15 protein-coding genes, 1 tRNA gene and 1 pseudogene are annotated in these 17,493 nt (G+C 67.1%); 7 read left to right on the top strand and 10 right to left on the bottom strand.

Annotated elements, in window-relative coordinates; translation table 11 throughout:
* Positions 1-13: 13 nt before the first annotated feature.
* Positions 14-1,585 carry a methionine--tRNA ligase gene (gene metG / locus A5686_RS01310; protein ID WP_067930007.1) on the bottom strand — a complete coding sequence of 524 codons (1,572 nt, stop codon included), beginning with the start codon at positions 1,583-1,585 and terminating at the stop codon, positions 14-16.
* 33 nt (positions 1,586-1,618) lie between these two features.
* Here metG and A5686_RS01305 point away from each other — a divergent pair, with 33 nt between their 5' ends.
* The 5 genes from A5686_RS01305 (at position 1,619) to A5686_RS01285 (ending at position 7,653) form a co-directional block, all read left to right on the top strand.
* Entirely contained in the window at positions 1,619-2,461 is an 843-nt protein-coding gene (locus A5686_RS01305; protein WP_067930005.1) for a TatD family hydrolase, read from the top strand.
* Positions 2,462-2,620: 159 nt separating this feature from the next.
* Entirely contained in the window at positions 2,621-3,748 is a 1,128-nt protein-coding gene (locus A5686_RS01300) for a resuscitation-promoting factor (RefSeq protein WP_197520441.1), read from the top strand.
* Entirely contained in the window at positions 3,712-4,665 is a 954-nt protein-coding gene (rsmA, locus tag A5686_RS01295; RefSeq protein ID WP_067930000.1) for a 16S rRNA (adenine(1518)-N(6)/adenine(1519)-N(6))-dimethyltransferase RsmA, read from the top strand. Before A5686_RS01300 ends, rsmA begins: the two co-directional genes overlap by 37 nt.
* A 59-nt stretch (positions 4,666-4,724) precedes the next feature.
* On the top strand, positions 4,725-5,681 hold the full coding sequence (locus A5686_RS01290) for a 4-(cytidine 5'-diphospho)-2-C-methyl-D-erythritol kinase (protein WP_067929997.1): 957 nt from the start codon (positions 4,725-4,727) through the stop codon (positions 5,679-5,681).
* 337 nt (positions 5,682-6,018) lie between these two features.
* Complete coding sequence (locus A5686_RS01285; RefSeq protein ID WP_067929996.1) at positions 6,019-7,653, top strand: fatty acyl-AMP ligase; 1,635 nt, start codon at positions 6,019-6,021, stop codon at positions 7,651-7,653.
* Between the two features lie 13 nt (positions 7,654-7,666).
* Here A5686_RS01285 and pth read toward each other — a convergent pair whose 3' ends face one another.
* From pth to A5686_RS01245, 8 genes are all read right to left on the bottom strand, one after another.
* Positions 7,667-8,242, bottom strand: a complete 576-nt coding sequence (gene pth, locus A5686_RS01280) for an aminoacyl-tRNA hydrolase (RefSeq protein ID WP_067929994.1) — start codon at positions 8,240-8,242, stop codon at positions 7,667-7,669.
* A 12-nt stretch (positions 8,243-8,254) separates the two neighbouring features.
* Positions 8,255-8,923, bottom strand: coding sequence for a 50S ribosomal protein L25/general stress protein Ctc (locus A5686_RS01275; protein WP_067929992.1), 669 nt, complete (start codon positions 8,921-8,923; stop codon positions 8,255-8,257).
* 336 nt (positions 8,924-9,259) lie between these two features.
* Positions 9,260-10,129: an oxidoreductase gene (locus A5686_RS01270; RefSeq protein ID WP_067929990.1), complete on the bottom strand. Its 870-nt coding sequence runs from the start codon at positions 10,127-10,129 to the stop codon at positions 9,260-9,262.
* A 201-nt stretch (positions 10,130-10,330) separates the two neighbouring features.
* A complete protein-coding gene (locus A5686_RS01265) occupies positions 10,331-10,960 on the bottom strand; it encodes an LpqN/LpqT family lipoprotein (protein ID WP_369829662.1) in 630 nt (209 codons plus the stop codon).
* A gap of 17 nt (positions 10,961-10,977) precedes the next feature.
* A complete protein-coding gene (arsC, locus tag A5686_RS01260; protein WP_067929985.1) occupies positions 10,978-11,334 on the bottom strand; it encodes an arsenate reductase (glutaredoxin) in 357 nt (118 codons plus the stop codon).
* A complete protein-coding gene (locus tag A5686_RS01255) occupies positions 11,335-12,315 on the bottom strand; it encodes a ribose-phosphate diphosphokinase (protein WP_064878996.1) in 981 nt (326 codons plus the stop codon).
* 94 nt (positions 12,316-12,409) lie between these two features.
* On the bottom strand, positions 12,410-13,915 hold the full coding sequence (gene glmU / locus A5686_RS01250) for a bifunctional UDP-N-acetylglucosamine diphosphorylase/glucosamine-1-phosphate N-acetyltransferase GlmU (RefSeq protein ID WP_067930321.1): 1,506 nt from the start codon (positions 13,913-13,915) through the stop codon (positions 12,410-12,412).
* A 99-nt stretch (positions 13,916-14,014) separates the two neighbouring features.
* Positions 14,015-14,086, bottom strand: a tRNA-Gln gene (locus A5686_RS01245).
* Between the two features lie 162 nt (positions 14,087-14,248).
* On the opposite strand from A5686_RS01245, the gene A5686_RS01240 reads away from it, so the two are divergent.
* Positions 14,249-14,842: a TetR/AcrR family transcriptional regulator gene (locus tag A5686_RS01240; RefSeq protein ID WP_156656103.1), complete on the top strand. Its 594-nt coding sequence runs from the start codon at positions 14,249-14,251 to the stop codon at positions 14,840-14,842.
* A 4-nt stretch (positions 14,843-14,846) separates the two neighbouring features.
* Here A5686_RS01240 and lysA read toward each other — a convergent pair whose 3' ends face one another.
* Positions 14,847-16,187, bottom strand: a complete 1,341-nt coding sequence (gene lysA, locus A5686_RS01235) for a diaminopimelate decarboxylase (RefSeq protein ID WP_067929983.1) — start codon at positions 16,185-16,187, stop codon at positions 14,847-14,849.
* A 131-nt stretch (positions 16,188-16,318) separates the two neighbouring features.
* Between lysA and A5686_RS01230 the strand changes: the two are divergent.
* Positions 16,319-17,493 (top strand): annotated as a pseudogene (locus tag A5686_RS01230) (hypothetical protein); the annotation flags it as partial.

Here is a 17,493-nt window from a genome sequence, read left to right as displayed (position 1 = left end):
ATTCACTCGCCGCTCATTGTTCGTTCTGCTCATTCGTGTCGGAAACCGCCTGGTAGCGCGGGAATACGCCCGCGGGAGCGGGCAGCGCCGTGCCCGGTGTCAGCCGGGTGCCGACGACGGCAAACGCTCGTTGGTCCTGCGACTGTCCGAGCAGATCGAGCAGCTTGCCCGCCGATTCGGGCATGACGGGCTGAACCAGCAGCGCGGCGATGCGGACCACCTCGCAGGTGACGTATAAGACGGTGCGGAAACGTTCCTGGTCGGCCTCGGATTCGCTCTTGCGCAAGACCCACGGCTGCTGCGCCGAGAAATACTTGTTGGCGTCCCCGAGCATCAGCCAGATCGCTTCCAGCCCAAGGTGCATCGCCTGGGAGTCGAAGCTGGCCCGTACCCGGTCCAGCAAGCCGTCGGCCGTCGCGAGCAACTCGGAGTCGGCGGCAATCAGCTCACCAGGTTGGGGAACGACCCCATCGAGGTTCTTGGCGATCATCGACAACGACCGCTGGGCCAGGTTGCCCAACTCGTTGGCCAGATCGGAGTTGACCCGGGTGACGATGGCGTCTTCGCTGAAGCTGCCGTCCTGCCCGAACGGAACTTCCCGCAACAGGAAATAGCGCACCTGATCCACGCCGAACGTGTCGACCAGATTTATCGGATCGACGACATTGCCCACCGATTTGCTCATCTTCTCGCCGCGGTTGAGCAGGAACCCGTGCGCGAAAACCCTTCGCGGCAGCTCGATTCCGGCCGACATCAAAAAAGCCGGCCAGTACACGGTGTGGAATCGGATGATGTCCTTGCCGATCATGTGTAGGTCGGCCGGCCAATAGCGCCGGAACGATTCGGATTCGGTGTCGGGGTAACCAACTCCGGTCAGGTAATTGGTCAGCGCGTCGACCCAGACGTACATCACGTGGTCGGGATGCTCGGGCACCTGTACGCCCCAGTCGAACGACGTGCGCGAGATGGACAGATCGCGCAGGCCGCCCGAGACGAAGCTGACCACCTCGTTGCGTCGCACGTCGGGCGCGATGAAGTCCGGGTTGGCCTCGTAGTGGGCCAACAGTTTGTCGGTATACGCCGAGAGCCGGAAGAAGTAAGTCTGCTCCTCGGTCCATGTCAGCGGGGCGCCGGTCTCCACGGCAAGCCGGGTGCCGTCATCGAGGAGTTTGGTCTCGGATTCGACGAAGAACCGTTCGTCGCGCACCGAGTACCAGCCCGAGTAGACGTCCAAATAGATGTCTCCGGCCGCCGACATCTTGCGCCAGATCTCCTTGGACGCCTCGTGGTGGTCGGGATCGGTGGTGCGGATGAACCGGTCGAAGGAGATGTTCAACCGCTCCTGCAGCCGCTGGAACACATCGGAGTTGCGCCGGGCCAGCTCGGCGGTCGGAATGCCCTCGGCCGCCGCCGTTTCAACCATCTTGAGGCCGTGTTCGTCGGTGCCGGTCAGAAACCGGACATCGAACCCGTCGAGCCGCTTGAACCGGGCGATCGCGTCGGTGGCGATGTACTCGTACGCGTGTCCGATGTGCGGCTCGCCGTTCGGGTAGGTGATCGCGGTGGTGACGTAATAGGGCCTCATCGCCCTCAACCTTATTTGTGGGCACCTTATTGTGTGCGCGTGAGTTCCAAACGTCAGCCGCCTCCTGCCCCCGTGCCGTTGAGCCCACTCGTCGATGCGCACACCCATCTGGATGCGTGTGGCGCGACCGACGCCGAGGACGTGAACGCCATCGTGGACCGCGCTGCGGCTGTCGGGGTGATCGCGGTCGTCACGATCGCCGACGACCTCGATTCGGCGCGCTGGGTAACGCACGCCGCGGAGTGGGACCCGCGCGTCTACGCCGCGGTGGCATTGCACCCGACCCGTGCCGACGCGCTCGACGACGCCGCCCGCGCCGAGATCGAGCGACTGGTGGGCCATCCCAGGGTGGTGGCCGTCGGCGAAACCGGGCTGGACTTGTACTGGCCCGGCCGGCTGGACGGCTGCGCGGAGCCGGCCGTGCAACGAGAGGCGTTCGCCTGGCACATCGATTTGGCGAAGCGGTCCGGCAAGCCTCTGATGATCCACAACCGGGACGCCGACGCAGAAGTGCTCGATGTGCTGGCCGCCGAGGGCGCCCCGGAGTCCGTGATCTTTCACTGCTTTTCCTCAGACGCCGCCATGGCCCGCCGCTGCGTGGACGCCGGGTGGGTGCTGAGCCTGTCCGGTACCGCGAGCTTCCGCAACGCGCACGCCCTGCGCGAAGCCATCCCGTTGATACCGCCGGCGCAGCTGCTGGTTGAGACCGACGCGCCATTTCTGACGCCGCATCCATATCGGGGGACGGCGAATGAGCCCTATTGCCTTCCTTATACTGTTCGGGCGATCGCCGAACTGGTGGGTCGTCGCCCGGAAGAGCTGGCCGAGATAACGACGGGCAACGCTGCGCGGGTGTATGGATTGGTCACAGTGTGAGGTGAACGACCAGGCGATTCTCTCTAGATCGCTGCGTCGGAGTTGCCCAACCTTGACCGGTTCGTTACCGTCTTGTGATCGAACGACTGGGCCTGCGGGCCCTTAATTTTGTGACCTTGCTGCTGAATGAGTGGGTTGTTGAGGGTTGGGTAGCGCGCGTTGAGTGTATTGACAAAACTGCATCAGAATCCTTCGCCGATGTTGCGTCTCGTTGTCGGAGGGCTGCTGGTAGTCCTGGCATTCGCGGGCGGATACGCGGTCTCGGTGTGCAAGACGGTGACATTGACCGTCGACGGGGTCGCCATGCAGGTGACGACCATGAAGTCGCGGGTGATCGACGTCGTCGCAGAGAACGGTTTCTCCATCGACGAACGCGACGACCTGTACCCCGCCGGTGATGTCGCGGTGCACGACGCCGGCAAGATCGTGTTACGACGCAGCCGCCCGCTGCAGATCTCGTTGGACGGCCATGACACCAAGCAGGTGTGGACCACCGCGTCCACTGTCGATGAGGCGCTGGCCCAGCTGGCGATGACCGACACCGCACCTGCCGCGGCTAATCGCGGCAGCCGCGTCCCGCTGGCCGGCATGGCGCTGCCGGTTGTCAGCGCCAAGACGGTCCGCATCAACGACGCCGGCGCGATCCGCAACGTGCACCTGGCGGCACCGAATGTGGCCGGCCTGTTGAGTGCCGCCGGCGCACCGCTGCTCGACAGCGACCAGGTGATGCCGCCCGCGAACACGCCGATCGCCGACGGGATGGAAGTTCAGGTGACCCGCAACCGGATCCAGCAGGTCACCGAGCGAATCCCGCTGCCCCCCAACGCCCGTCGCATCGAAGATCCGGACATGAACATGAGCCGCCAGGTCGTCGAGGATCCCGGCAGCCCGGGCACCCAAGACGTCACCTTCTCGGTGGCCAGCGTCAACGGCGTCGAGACCGGTCGGCTGCCGATCGCCAACACGGTGATCACGCCGGCCCGCGACTCGGTGGTCCGCATCGGCACCAAACCCGGCACCGAGGTGCCTCCGGTCAGTGACGGCTCGATCTGGGACGCGATCGCGAGCTGCGAGGCCGGCGGAAACTGGGCGATCAACACCGGAAACGGGTACTACGGCGGTGTGCAGTTCGATCAGGGCACGTGGGAGCGAAACGGAGGATTGCGGTTCGCCTCCCGCGCCGACCTCGCCACGCGCGAGGAGCAGATCACCGTCGCCGAGGTGACCCGAGAGCGCCAGGGTTGGGGCGCGTGGCCAGTGTGCAGCGGAAGAGCTGGTGCACGCTGACCATCCGGCTGCTCGGGCGTACCGAGATCAGGCGGCTGGCCAAAGACCTTGAATTTCAGCCACGGAAATCCCTCGGCCAAAACTTCGTCCACGACGCCAATACGGTGCGCCGGATAGTCTCGACCTCCGGGGTGAGCCGCTCTGACCACGTCCTGGAAGTCGGACCCGGACTGGGGTCGCTGACCCTGGCACTGCTGGACCGGGGCCCGGCGGTCACCGCCGTCGAAATCGATCCGGTGCTGGCCGAGCGGCTGCCCCAAACCGTCGCCGAGCACTCGGGAAGCGAAAGCCAGCGCCTGACGGTCATCAACCGCGACGTCTTGACCCTCCGCCGCGGCGAGCTGGATGTCCAGCCGACAGCAGTCGTCGCCAACCTGCCGTACAACGTCGCCGTTCCGGCGCTGTTGCATCTGCTTGCCGAGTTTCCGTCCATTCACACGGTGACGGTCATGGTGCAGGCCGAGGTCGCCGAGCGGCTGGCCGCCCAGCCGGGCGGCAAGGAATATGGGGTGCCCAGCGTCAAGGTGCGCTTCTTCGGTCGGGTTCGCCGGTGCGGCATGGTGCCGCCGACCGTCTTCTGGCCGATTCCCCGCGTCTACTCCGGGTTGGTCCGCATCGACCGGTATGCGACCTCGCCGTGGCCCACCGAGGAAGCCTTCCGCCGTCACGTGTTCGAACTGGTCGACATCGCGTTCGGGCAGCGCCGCAAGACATGTCGCAACGCGTTCGTGGCCTGGGCCGGCTCGGGCAACGAGTCGGCGGATCGGTTGCTGGCCGCCAGCATCGACCCTGCCCGCCGCGGTGAGACGCTCTCCATTGACGACTTCGTGCGGTTGTGGCAGCGGTCCGCCGATCGGCCCCACAGCACCGCAGCGACGACCGCGCGGGCCGCCCAGCAGGGGGCGTCTGCCGGCTGACGGCGGGACCCAGGGCGCCGTTGCGTGTGATCGGTCGGCAGCAGCGATAGTCTGCTGCGGTGTCAGCGTCTGATGGCAACACCGCCGCGCAGTGGGTTCCCACCGGATCGGTCACCGTCCGAGTGCCCGGAAAAGTCAACCTCTACCTGGCGGTGGGTGACCGTCGCGAGGACGGCTATCACGAGCTGGACACGATCTTCCAGGCCGTCTCGCTGCTCGACGAGGTGACGGTCCGCAATGCCGATGTGCTCTCGCTCGAGATCGTCGGCGAGGGCGCCGAGACGCTGCCCACCGACGAACGCAACCTCGCCTGGCAGGCTGCCGAGCTGATGGCCGAACACGTCGGCCGGGCGCCGGATGTGTCGATCATGATCGACAAAACCATTCCGGTCGCCGGCGGCATGGCCGGTGGCAGCGCCGACGCGGCGGCCGTGCTGGTCGCGATGAACTCGCTGTGGGAACTCAACGTGCCCCGCCGGGATCTGCGCATGCTGGCCGCCCGGTTGGGCAGTGATGTGCCGTTCGCGCTGCACGGCGGAACCGCGCTGGGCACCGGCCGCGGCGAGGAGTTGGCGACGGTGTTGTCCCGCAACACTTTTCACTGGGTGTTGGCGTTCGCCGACAGTGAGCTGCTGACGCCGGCCGTCTTCGCCGAACTGGACCGGTTGCGGGAGGCGGGGGATCCGCCGCGGCTGCCCGCTCCGGGGCCGGTGCTGGCCGCACTGGCCGCCGGTGACGCGGAGCAGTTGGCGCCGCTATTGGGCAACGAGATGCAGGCTGCCGCGGTGAGCCTGCACCCCGCCCTGCGGCGGACCTTGCGCGCCGGTGTCCAGGCCGGGGCGCTGGCCGGCATCGTGTCCGGTTCGGGCCCGACGTGTGCCTTCCTGTGCTCATCGGCGGCGGCCGCGGTCGACATCGGCACCGAGGTGTCCGGGGCGGGTGTCTGCCGCACCGTGCGGGTCGCCAGTGGGCCGGTGGTGGGCGCGCGGGTGGTCCCGTCACCCACCGAGGTGTGAATTTTTTCCCAACGTGTGCGGTGGTTTGGCGCTTCCCTAAGAGGAGTTTAAGATGAGGCGCGGTGACGGGAAGCGTTGAGCAGGATCACATAGTTCCATCGCCTGCCGGGCGTTCCGGTGGGCGATCATCGAATCGGGCCCGCAAAGGTCTTGCGGGTCCGTTTCACGCTCATCGAGCGGCCGAACGCGGCCGGCCTGTGGCGGATGCGGAAGCATCATCGATCCGAGACCTAACCGCCGCCCAACTGTGTTGGCGTGCTTGCGGCGCAGCGCTGCCCAGCGGGCGGACCATGAAATCCGGGGCGTTGGGGCGAGGGCTGGAACCGAGGAGGATTTTGTGAGCAGGTTTACCGAGAAGATGTACCGCAATGCCCGGTCGGCAACGACGGGCATGGTCACCGGTGAACCCCACGAACCGGTCCGTCACACCTGGGGCGAGGTTCACGAGCGGGCGCGCCGTATCGCGGGTGGCCTGGCTGCCGCGGGCATCGGGCCCGGCGACGCGGTCGGTGTGCTCGCCGGTTATCCGGTGGAGATCGCGCCGACGGCGCAGGGCCTGTGGATTCGCGGGGCGAGCCTCACCATGCTGCACCAGCCCACGCCACGCACAGACCTCGCCGTGTGGGCTGACGACACCATGAACGTCATCGGCATGATCGAGGCGAAGGCCGTCGTCGTCTCGGAGCCCTTCCTGGTGGCCATCCCGGTCCTCGAGGAGAAGGGCATCCATGTCCTCACCGTCACCGACCTGCTCGCGGCGGAACCGATCGATCCCGTCGAGGTCGGCGAGGATGCGCTCGCCCTGATGCAGCTGACGTCCGGGTCTACCGGATCTCCCAAGGCGGTCCAGATCACCCACCGCAACATCTACTCCAACGCGGAGGCGATGTTCATCGGCGCCCAGTACGACGTCGACAAGGACGTCATGGTCAGTTGGCTGCCCTGCTTCCACGACATGGGCATGGTCGGATTCCTCACCATCCCCATGTATTTCGGTGCCGAACTAGTCAAGGTCACCCCGATGGACTTCCTGCGGGACACGCTGCTGTGGGCCAAGCTCATCGACAAGTACAAGGGCACCATGACCGCGGCACCCAACTTCGCCTACGCGCTGCTGGCCAAGCGGTTGCGTCGTAACGCCAAGCCCGGCGACTTCGACCTGTCCACCCTGCGGTTCGCGCTGTCCGGAGCCGAGCCCGTCGAACCCGCCGACGTCGAGGACCTGCTCGACGCGGGCAAGCCGTTCGGCCTGCGGCCGTCGGCGATCCTGCCGGCCTACGGCATGGCCGAGACCACGCTGGCCGTGTCGTTCTCGGAGTGCAACGCCGGCCTGGTGGTCGACGAGGTCGACGCCGACCTGCTGGCCGCCCTGCGCCGCGCCGTCCCCGCCACCAAGGGCAACACCCGCCGGCTGGCCACGCTGGGCCCCCTGCTCAAGGACCTCGAGGCCCGCATCGTCGACGAGAACGGCGAGGTGATGCCCGCGCGCGGCGTCGGTGTCATCGAGCTGCGCGGCGAGTCGCTGACGCCCGGCTACCTGACCATGGGCGGCTTCATCTCCGCCCAGGACGAGCACGGCTGGTATGACACGGGTGACCTCGGCTACCTCACCGAGGAGGGCCACGTGGTGGTGTGCGGCCGCGTGAAGGACGTCATCATCATGGCGGGCCGCAACATCTACCCGACCGACATCGAGCGCGCCGCCTGCCGCGTCGAGGGCGTGCGGCCAGGGTGTGCGGTCGCGGTGCGCCTGGACGCCGGCCATTCCCGCGAGACGTTCGCCGTGGCCGTGGAATCCAACGCCTACCAAGACCAGGCCGAGGTGCGTCGCATCGAGCATCGGGTCGCGCGTGAAGTGGTGGCCGAGGTCGACGTCCGGCCACGCAACGTGGTGGTGCTCGGTCCCGGGACCATCCCGAAGACGCCGTCGGGCAAGCTGCGCCGATCCACGTCCCTCGACCTGGTGACCTAGTCCGGCATCCTCGCTACCAGGCGTGGACGCGGTTCTGTGCGGTCTCTAGCCCCAGTTCGATCAGCAGTTCGGTTGCATCCGCAGCCTGCTCACAGATGGTGGGAACTTCGGCGCGCTCGAGGGCGCTGAAGCTTTCCAGCACAAACACCGCCGGATCCTTGCGTCCCGGAGGGCGGCCGATTCCGATCCGGACTCGCTGGAAGTCCTTGCTGCCCAAGGCATTCCCTACCGAACGCAGACCGTTGTGGCCGCCTTCGCCGCCGCCGATCTTGAGCCGGATACGGCCGAAGTCCAAGTCGAGATCGTCGTGGATGACGATGACGTCGCCCGGTGCCACCGAGTAGAACTTCGCCAAAGGGCCTACCTGACGCCCGGATTCGTTCATGTAGCAGCGTGGCTTTGCCACGATCACCGAGTGCCCGGCGAGGCGGCCGCTGACCATCTCGGCACCGGAACGCTTGTGCGCCTTGAACTTCGAACCCATCCGCGCGGCGAGCAGGTCGGCGACCATGAACCCGATGTTGTGTCGGGTCCGGGCGTAGTTGTCTCCGGGATTGCCCAGGCCGACCACCAGCAACGGCTCGGCCACTTCGTGATCCGCCTACTCGGACTCGGCTTCGGCGGCCTCTTCTCCGCCGGCCTCCGCCTCTTCTTCGCCTTCGGGCGCCGCGGCTTCCTCGGTGACCTCGCCGGCGCCCTCTTCGGCGAGTTCCTCGGCCGTCGGCGCGGTGACCACGTTGACCACCAGCGTTTCCGGGTCGGAGATTAGGTTCACACCCTTAGGCAGGGTGATCTGTCCGGCGGAGAACTGGGTACCGGGTTCGGCACCCTCAATCGACACCGTCAACTGCTCGGGAATCGACATGGCGTCGGCCTCGATCTCGATGGCGCTGGCGTCTTGGGTCACCAGGGTGCCGGACACGGCCTCGCCTTCGATGACGACACGGACCTCGACGACGACCTTCTCGCCGCGACGCACGACCAGCAGGTCGGCGTGCTGAATGGTGCGGCGAATGGGGTGGATGTCCAGTGACTTGGTCAGCGCCAGTTGCTCCTTGCCCTCGATGTCGAGGGTGAGCACCGCGTTGGTGCCCGCGTGCCGCAGCACCGCGGCGAAGTCATGGCCGGGCAGCTCCAAGTGCTGCGGGTCGGCGCCGTGGCCGTAGAGCACGGCCGGGATCTTGCCGTCGCGGCGGGCTCGCCGGGACGCGCCCTTGCCGGTCTCGGCGCGGACCGCAACCTTCAACTGGTTGACTGATTGCTTGGCCATTTGTCGCTCCTGTGTGCTCGCCTGTCTTCGGGGCACGGCCGGGTCGCGACGATTCGTCGGTCTCCGTCGATAACGGTGCTGGCCAGCCAGCCACCCTCGCCGTGACGCCCGGTCAGGTTAGCGCATCTGCACCTCAGAGGGGAAATTCCGGATCGGTAGCGAACGGGCGTCACTTCTGTCACTCGGCACTTCTGTTACTCGGCGAGGACGGTGTTGCGAGTGCCCGCCTTCGAGCGACAAATCGGCACCGGGCGGCCAGCCCCGTTGTCGCTCAAAGGCGGGCAAAACGTCCACCGCCTCCTCCGGAAACTGGCGTGGCGTTTGTGACTGGCGTGATCAGAGGGGGAAGTGGGTCTTGGTGAGCTGCTCGGACAGCGACCACAGCGCCGCCGCGGTGGCGCTGTCTCGGGCACGCCGGCTGCGCGCAACCGGCTGGGTGCGGCCGACCTGACCGAATCGCGGGCCGACAAAGGTGTCGCCGGGCACATCCGCGGACGCCGCGTACAGGGTTTGCCGCGCACCAAAATCTGCGTCGGTGGCGACCACCGACGTCACGGCCGACATCATCGCGTCACCCAGCTTGCGGCCCGAGGCGCCCTGCAGGTTGGTGTGCGAGTAGCCAGGGTGGGCGGCGAGGGCACGCAGCGGGGAACCGGCAGCGGTGAGGCGGCGCTGCAGCTCGCTGGTGAACAGCAGGTTGGCGAGCTTGGATTGGCTATAGGCCAGCCACGGCGAGTAGCGACGGTTCTGCCAGTTCAGGTCGTCGAGGTCGATGCGTCCGGCCCAGTGCGCCATCGACGACACCGTCACCACCCGATCGGTCAGCTTGGGCAGCAGCAGGTTGGTCAGCGCGAAGTGACCGAGATGATTGGTGCCAACCTGGGTTTCGAAGCCGTCGACCGTCAGCGCGAAGGGGGCCGCCATGATGCCGGCGTTGTTGATCAGCACGTCGGCCCTGCTGACCCCGTCGGCGAATCGGCGCACCGACGACAGGTCCTGCAGGTCGAGCTCACGCACCTCGACCTGACCGGCCATCCGACGGGCTGCGGTCTCGCCCTTGCGGATGTTGCGGACGGCCATGACGATCGTGGCCCCTCGTCGGGCCAGCTCACGGGCGGTCACGGCGCCCAACCCGCTGTTGGCGCCGGTGATGATGACGGTGCGTTCGGCGAACGACGGCAGATCTGCGGCGGTCCAGCCAGTCATGGCAGACAACACTAATCGTGCGGCGCGTACCGCCTAGTGGTGACGTCCGCTGCCGGTCTTTTACGGGCTGGTTCGGCGGGGATAGGGACGTGGCTCAGTCGGCACGGCCGGTGAGATTGCCGTGAGGGCTGTGACGGGATCGCCTATCACGACCATGACGGCAATCTCGGTGAGATCAGAGCAGCGCCGCGATAGCACCAATCACTTTGCCGCGACGACGAATCCGTGAATGATCGTGTTGATGTCGGTTGACTGCGCGGCCGCCTGATCAGCCAGGCCGGTGATGGTCAGCTGCACCAGATAACGCTGGCGCGCGGGCGGTGATCCGGTGGGGATGACGATGCGGTTCCAGCTGTGCAACCGCATGCCGTCGATGTCGTAGCTGCCCTGGATCATCGACGACGGAAAGCCGTTGTAGGGCGCGCCCGAGGCGTCCAGCTGTTTGAAGTTCTCGAACAGTTGCGCATCGTCGTTGCCGTGCTTGATGACTTGCGCCGGGTCGAAGTCACCGTTGAGCTTGAACACCACCAGCCGTGCCGTCGGGAATTTGCCGCCCTGGGAGATGATCAGGGTTTGCGGGTTGATGTTCGGGCTGGTGAACCGCGACCAGCCCGCAGGTGTCGGTATCGAGACCGTCAGGTCGGGCAGCGATCCCGGTTCCACCGGTTGTCCGGTCACTCCGATGCTTTGCAGATACTGCGACAGCGGAACCGGCTTCTCCGTCGCCTTGGTTGTCGTGGTCGCCGAGGTCGTCGACAGGATCGATTGGTAATCAGGCGGTTTCGGAGCGCATCCAGCGGCGAAGAAAGCCACCGCAACCAACGCGGCCACGAGGCGGCCGGGCCGATTCACAGAATCTCGCGGACCGCGTCGATCGGACGGGCCAGCCGCGTGCCCTTAGCTGTGATGACGAAGGGTCGTTCGATGAGGATGGGATGTTCGATCATTGCGTCGAGCAGCTGATCATCACTCGCATCGGCGAGATTCAGCTCCTCGTAAAGCGACTCGCGCTTGCGGATCGCGGTGCGCACGTCGATGCCCGCGTCGCGGATCATTTTCACCAGCTCGGCGCGCGACGGCGGGGTCTTCAAGTATTCGACGATGGTGGGTTCGAACTCGTTGTCGCGCAGCAGGTCCAGCGTCTTGCGCGAGGTGCTGCAGCGTGGGTTGTGAAAGATAACGGCGTCGTGTGGCTCGGCAGCCATCTAGGCGTCTCCGTCGAAGAGCCCGGTGACCGAACCGTTTTCGAATACGGCGCGGATGGTGCTGGCCAGCAGCGGCGCGATGGAGAGGACCGTCAGCTGGGGGAATCGCTTCTCCTCGCCGATCGGCAGGGTGTTGGTCACGATGACTTCCCGCGCGCCGCAGGCGGCCAGCCGCTCGGCCGCCGGATCGGATAGCACACCGTGGGTGGCCGCGATGATCACGTCGCCGGCGCCCTCATCGCGCAGCAGCTTCACCGCACCGGCGATGGTGCCGCCGGTGTCGATCATGTCGTCGATCAGCACGCAGGTGCGCCCGGCCACCTCACCGACGACGCGGTTGGACACCACCTGGTTGGGCACCCGCGGGTCGCGGGTCTTGTGAATGAAGGCCAGCGGGACGCCGCCGAGCGCGTCGGCCCATTTCTCGGCGATGCGCACGCGCCCGGAGTCGGGCGAGACGACCACCATGTTGCCGTCCGGGTAGTTGTCGCGGATGTAGCCGGTCAGCAGGTTCTGCCCGCGCATGTGATCGACGGGCCCATCGAAAAAGCCCTGGATCTGGTCCGTGTGCAGGTCGACGGTGACGATCCGGTCGGCGCCGGCGGTCTTGAGCAGGTCGGCGACCAGCCGGGCCGAGATCGGCTCGCGGCCACGGTGCTTCTTGTCCTGCCGGGCGTACGGGTAGAACGGCATGACCGCGGTGATTCGCTTGGCGCTGCCCCGCTTGAGGGCGTCGATCATGATCAGCTGTTCCATCAGCCAGTTGTTGACCGGGTCGGGGGCGGACTGCAGCACGAAGGCGTCACATCCGCGCACCGATTCGTGGAACCGCACGAAGATCTCGCCGTTGGCGAATTCCCGCGCCGTTTGCGCGGTGACGTGGACGTCGAGCTCTTTGGCCACCTGCTCGGCCAGCTCCGGATGCGCGCGACCGGAGAAGAGCATCAAGTTTTTGCGGTTATCGGTCCAGTCGTGGCTCAACGCACTGCCCTCGCCATATCGGGGTGGGGGATGGAAGGCCCCATCGTACGAAGCGAATCGTACGGAACTATGGCCGGGTTGCCAGCTAGCAAATTCACGGTGTCGAGTCGGCTTCTGGTGCTTGGTCGGCCTTGGAGACCGGCGGGGTGCTCTGACCGGCGGCTTTCTCGGCGGCCTGGGCCGCTTGCGCGGCCGCGCTGCCCGGGCGCTTGCGGTGCACCCAACCTTCGATGTTGCGTTGCGGACCCGCGGACACCGCGAGCGTTCCGGGCGGGACGTCGTTGCGCACCACCGTGCCCGCGCCGGTGTAGGCGCCGTCGCCAACGGTGACCGGCGCCACGAACATGGTGTCCGAGCCGGTGCGCACGTGCGAGCCGATGGTGGTCCGCCGTTTGGATTCCCCGTCGTAGTTGACGAAAACACTGGAAGCGCCGATGTTGCTGTGTTCGCCGATGTCCGCGTCCCCGACATAGGTCAGGTGCGGCACCTTGGACCCGGTGCCGATGGTGGAGTTCTTGGTCTCGACGAAGGCGCCGAGCTTGCCGTCGTCGCCCAGCACCGTGCCGGGCCGCAGGTAGGTGAACGGCCCGACGGTCGCGCCGGCACCGATCGACGACGCGGTGCCGTGGGTGCGCACCACAGAGGCGCCGTCACCGACGCTGACATCGGTCAGGGTGGTGTCCGGGCCGACGACGCAGTGGCTCCCGACCTGAGTGCGGCCGAGTAACTGCGTTCCCGGGTGGATGACGGTGTCGCGGCCGACGCTGACGTCGACGTCGATCCAGGTGGTGGCGGGGTCGACGACGGTGACGCCGGCCATCTGGTGGGTGGCGATGATGCGGCGGTTCAGTTCGGCGCCCAGCTGGGCGAGTTGGACGCGGTTGTTGACGCCGGCCACCAGCGCGCTGTCGTCGACGTGGCGGGCATGGATGGCCAGGCCGTCGCCGCGCAGGATTGCAATGACGTCCGTCAGGTACAGCTCCTGCTGGGCGTTGTTGGAGCTCAGGCGGTTCAGCGCGGAGCGCAGCGCCACGGTGTCGAAGGCGTAGACGCCGGCGTTGACCTCACGGATCTCGCGTTGCGAGGGCGTAGCGTCGGCGTGTTCCACGATCGCCATGACCTCGTCGTCCTGGGTGCGCAGGATGCGGCCATAGCCGCTGGGGTCGTCCACCGTCGTGGTCAGCACGGTGACCGCGGCCCGCGCCGCGCTGTGGGCGGCGATCAGATCGGCCAGCGTGTCGGCATCCAGCAGCGGGGTGTCGCCTGAGGTGACGACGACCATGCCGGCGTAGTCGGTTGGCAGCGCGGACAGGCCGCACAGCACGGCGTCGCCCGTGCCGCGGGGGCGGTCCTGCAGAGCCACATCGATGGGGCGTCCCAGGGCGTCGGCCCAGTCGGCGACCAGCGGCGCGATGCGCTCATGATCATGGCCCAGGACGACGGCCAGGTGCTGGGGAGCCACCTTGGTGATCGCGTGCAGGAGATGGGACAGCATGCTGCGCCCCGCGATCGTGTGCAGGACTTTCGGGGTGTCCGACCGCATCCGGGTGCCGGGCCCGGCCGCTAGCACCAGGACCGCGGTATCACCAGGAGACGACATCAACCCTCCTCTTGGATTTCTCCCGCACGGGCTGCGCGCGAAAGGCCGATACGCCGATAAGCGTGTCACTTCAGCTGCGGTGAAGGCAAAAAATCGAAGCTCCGTCGCCAGGACTCGAACCTGAACTATCTGAACCAAAATCAGAGGTGCTGCCGATTACACCACGACGGATCGCTAATCCATTGGCGAGCGGCGGGTTGATACCGACCGCGCCAAGAAGACTTTAGTCTGACCACGATGCGGCCCGCTTGTCGGCTGTTGACCGATACGCTGATTGACGTGGCCGTGCTGGACAAGGAACCGGACAAAGAGGCGCGGGCGCCGCGCGCGCGGATGACCGGCACCGAGCGCCGCCAGCAGCTCGTGGGCATCGCGCGCACGCTGTTCGCCGAACGCGGGTACGAAGGCACCTCGATCGAGGAGATCGCGCTGCGCGCCAACGTGTCCAAACCGGTCGTCTACGAGCACTTCGGCGGCAAGGAAGGCCTGTACGCCGTCGTCGTCGACCGCGAGATGTCGGCGCTGCTGGACGGCATCACGTCGTCGTTGACCAACAACCGGTCTCGGGTGCGCGTCGAGCGGGTCGCGCTGGCGCTGCTCACCTACGTCGAACAGCGCACCGACGGCTTCCGGATCATGATCCGCGACTCGCCGGCCGCGATCAGCTCGGGCACCTACTCCAGCCTGCTCAATGACGCCGTCAACCAGGTCAGCTCCATCCTGGCCGGTGACTTCTCCCGCCGTGGCCTGGATCCCGGGCTGGCTCCGCTGTACGCCCAGGCGCTCGTCGGCTCGGTGTCGATGACGGCGCAGTGGTGGCTCGATACCCGGGAGCCCAAGAAGGAAGTGGTGGCGGCCCACCTGGTCAACCTGATGTGGAACGGGCTGACGCACCTGGAGGCCGACCCTCGACTGCAGGACGAGTAGCCGGCTAACCGCAGTCTCGCGCCAGCAGGTCGGCAACGGTCTCCCGGCGAACAAGTTCGCGGGCCCGCCCGTCCTTGACCGCCACCAGCGCGGGTCGGCCCACCATGTTGTAGTTCGACGCCATGCTGTGGTGGTAGGCGCCGGTGCAGGCCACGGCCAGCAGGTCGCCGGGGTGCAGGTCCGCTGGGAGTTCGATGTCGCGCGCGATCTCGTCGCCCGCCTCACAATGTCGGCCGACGACTGTCACCCGCTGCTTGACTCCGAGCGCATGCCGGTTGGCCAGCGCCGCGGTGTATCGCGCGCCGTACAGCGACACCCGCGGGTTGTCGCTCATGCCGCCGTCGACCGCGACGAAGGTGCGTCCACCCGGCTGGGTTTTGATCGAGCACACCCGGTACAGCGTCACGCCGGCCCGGCCGCAGACGGCCCGTCCCGGTTCCACCACGATCTGCGGTCGCGGGAAATGCTCCGCGGCGCAGGCCTCGTCGAGTGCGTTTTCGATGACATCGGCCAGCTGCTCGAGGTTGAGCTCGCGGTCGCCGGAGACGTAGGGGATGGCGTGCCCGCCGCCGATGTTCAGCTCGGTGAGGATGACGCCGTGCCGGGTCCGGATGTCGGCCATCGCGCTGATCATCCGGCGGATCGCTTCGCCATAGAGGGCGGGGTCGGTGACCTGCGAGCCGATGTGGCAGTGCAGCCCGACGAGGTCGAGGATCGGGTGCGCCAGCACCCGCTGGGCCGCGACATCGGCCCGGTCGCCGTACAGCGTGAATCCGAACTTCTGGTCGCTGACACCGGTGGTGACGGCTCGGTGTCCGTGAATATCGATGTCGGGGGTCACCCGAATGAGCACCCGTTGGCGCCGCTGCGCCAGGCCGGCGAGGTAGGCGATTTCCATGCCGGAATCCAGCACGATGCGTCCGACCCCGACTCGCACCGCTTCGCGCAGCTCCTCCGGCGATTTGGCGTTGCCGTGCATGACGATGCGTGCCGGATCGACTCCACCGGCAAGGGCGACGGCCAGCTCGCCGCCGGAGCACACGTCGAGGCCGAGGCCCTCTTCGCGGGCCCAGCACGCCACCGCGGTGCTCAGTAGCGACTTCCCGGCGTACACCACCTCGATCCCGCGCAGGGTCGCGCGGTAGCGACGGACGCGATGCCGAAAGTCGGTTTCGTCGATGACGTAGGCCGGGGTGTGAAACTCGTCGGCGATATCGGCCAGTGGTATACCGCCGACGCACAGCCTGCCCTCGTCGTCGGGGTGCGCGGTGATGGGCCAGATCGCGGGATCGAAACGCGGGGGAGCCGCCTGACCGACAGACGGCAGGATATCCAGCAATGTCATGAATTCAACGTGCGCCCGCGGGTAATCCCGGCGGTGCCTTCCTTACGCTCCTTTGACGGCCGCGAGCTCGATATTGACGGGGTTCGGTCTGTCCGGCCCTGTCGGAGAGGGCCCCTAGAATGGGATTCATCATGACCGCACCGGGGGCTGCTCGCCCAGAAACCCCGATCGCGGGGCTCGTTGAATTGGCGCTCACCGCGCCGACCTTCCAGCAGTTGATCGACAGCGCGGCCGCGTCGCCGGCCGAGTTGAACCTGGTGGGTCCAGCCAGCGCACGGCTATTCGTCGCCAGCGCGCTGGCGCGGTTGGGTCCTCTGCTGGTAGTCACCGCGACCGGGCGCGAAGCCGACGACTTGACCGCTGAACTGCGCGGCGTCTTCGGCGATGCCGTCGCGGTCTTCCCGTCGTGGGAAACGCTGCCGCACGAGAGACTTTCGCCCGGCGTCGACACCGTCGGCGCTCGTTTGACCCTGCTGCGCCGACTGGCCTATCCCGATGACGCGCGGCTGGGTCCGCCGCTGCAGGTGGTGGTGACCGCGGTGCGCTCGCTGCTGCAGCCGATGACGCCGCAGCTGGGGCTGGTGGAGCCGGTCACGTTGAGCGTCGGTGCGGAAATCGAATTCGAGGGCGTGATCACGCGGCTCGCCGAGCTGGCCTACACCCGGGTCGACATGGTCGGCCGGCGCGGCGAATTCGCCGTGCGCGGAGGCATTCTCGACGTGTTTCCGCCGACCGCCGAGCACCCGGTGCGCATCGAGTTCTGGGGCGACGAGGTCAGCGAGATGCGGATGTTCTCGGTCGCCGACCAGCGGTCGATCCCGGAGATCGAGGTCGACACCCTGATCGCGGTGGCCTGCCGCGAACTGCTACTGACCGATGAGGTGCGGGAACGCGCCGCCGAACTGGCCGCGCGGCACACCACCCCCGAGCCCGCCATCACCGGCAGCGTCACCGACATGCTGGCCAAGATCGCCGAGGGCGTCGCGGTCGACGGCATGGAGGCGTTGCTGCCGGTGCTTCGGCCCGGCGAGCACGTCATCGAGTTCGGCGAACCCCGATCCGCCGAACTGCGCGACGTCGACGGGCGCGTCGGTCCCCAACGCCGCGACCGACCACGACGCTTCGAGGAATTCGCTACCGGTCTTGATCAGGTCGGCGGCGCGGGTGCGGACCTTCTCCGGGTCGCAGACCAAGACCGGTGTGCGCTGGGCCAATTGGTCGGTCAGCAGGACGTGCTCGCCGGGCCGAAGCACCGGCAGCAACGCCTCCATGCCGTCGACCGCGACGCCCTCGGCGATCTTGGCCA

This window comes from Mycobacterium sp. E2479, from assembly GCF_001667925.1.
In the GTDB taxonomy this organism is placed as follows: Bacteria; Actinomycetota; Actinomycetes; order Mycobacteriales; family Mycobacteriaceae; genus Mycobacterium.
This window is presented reverse-complemented; position numbering and strand designations above follow the sequence as displayed.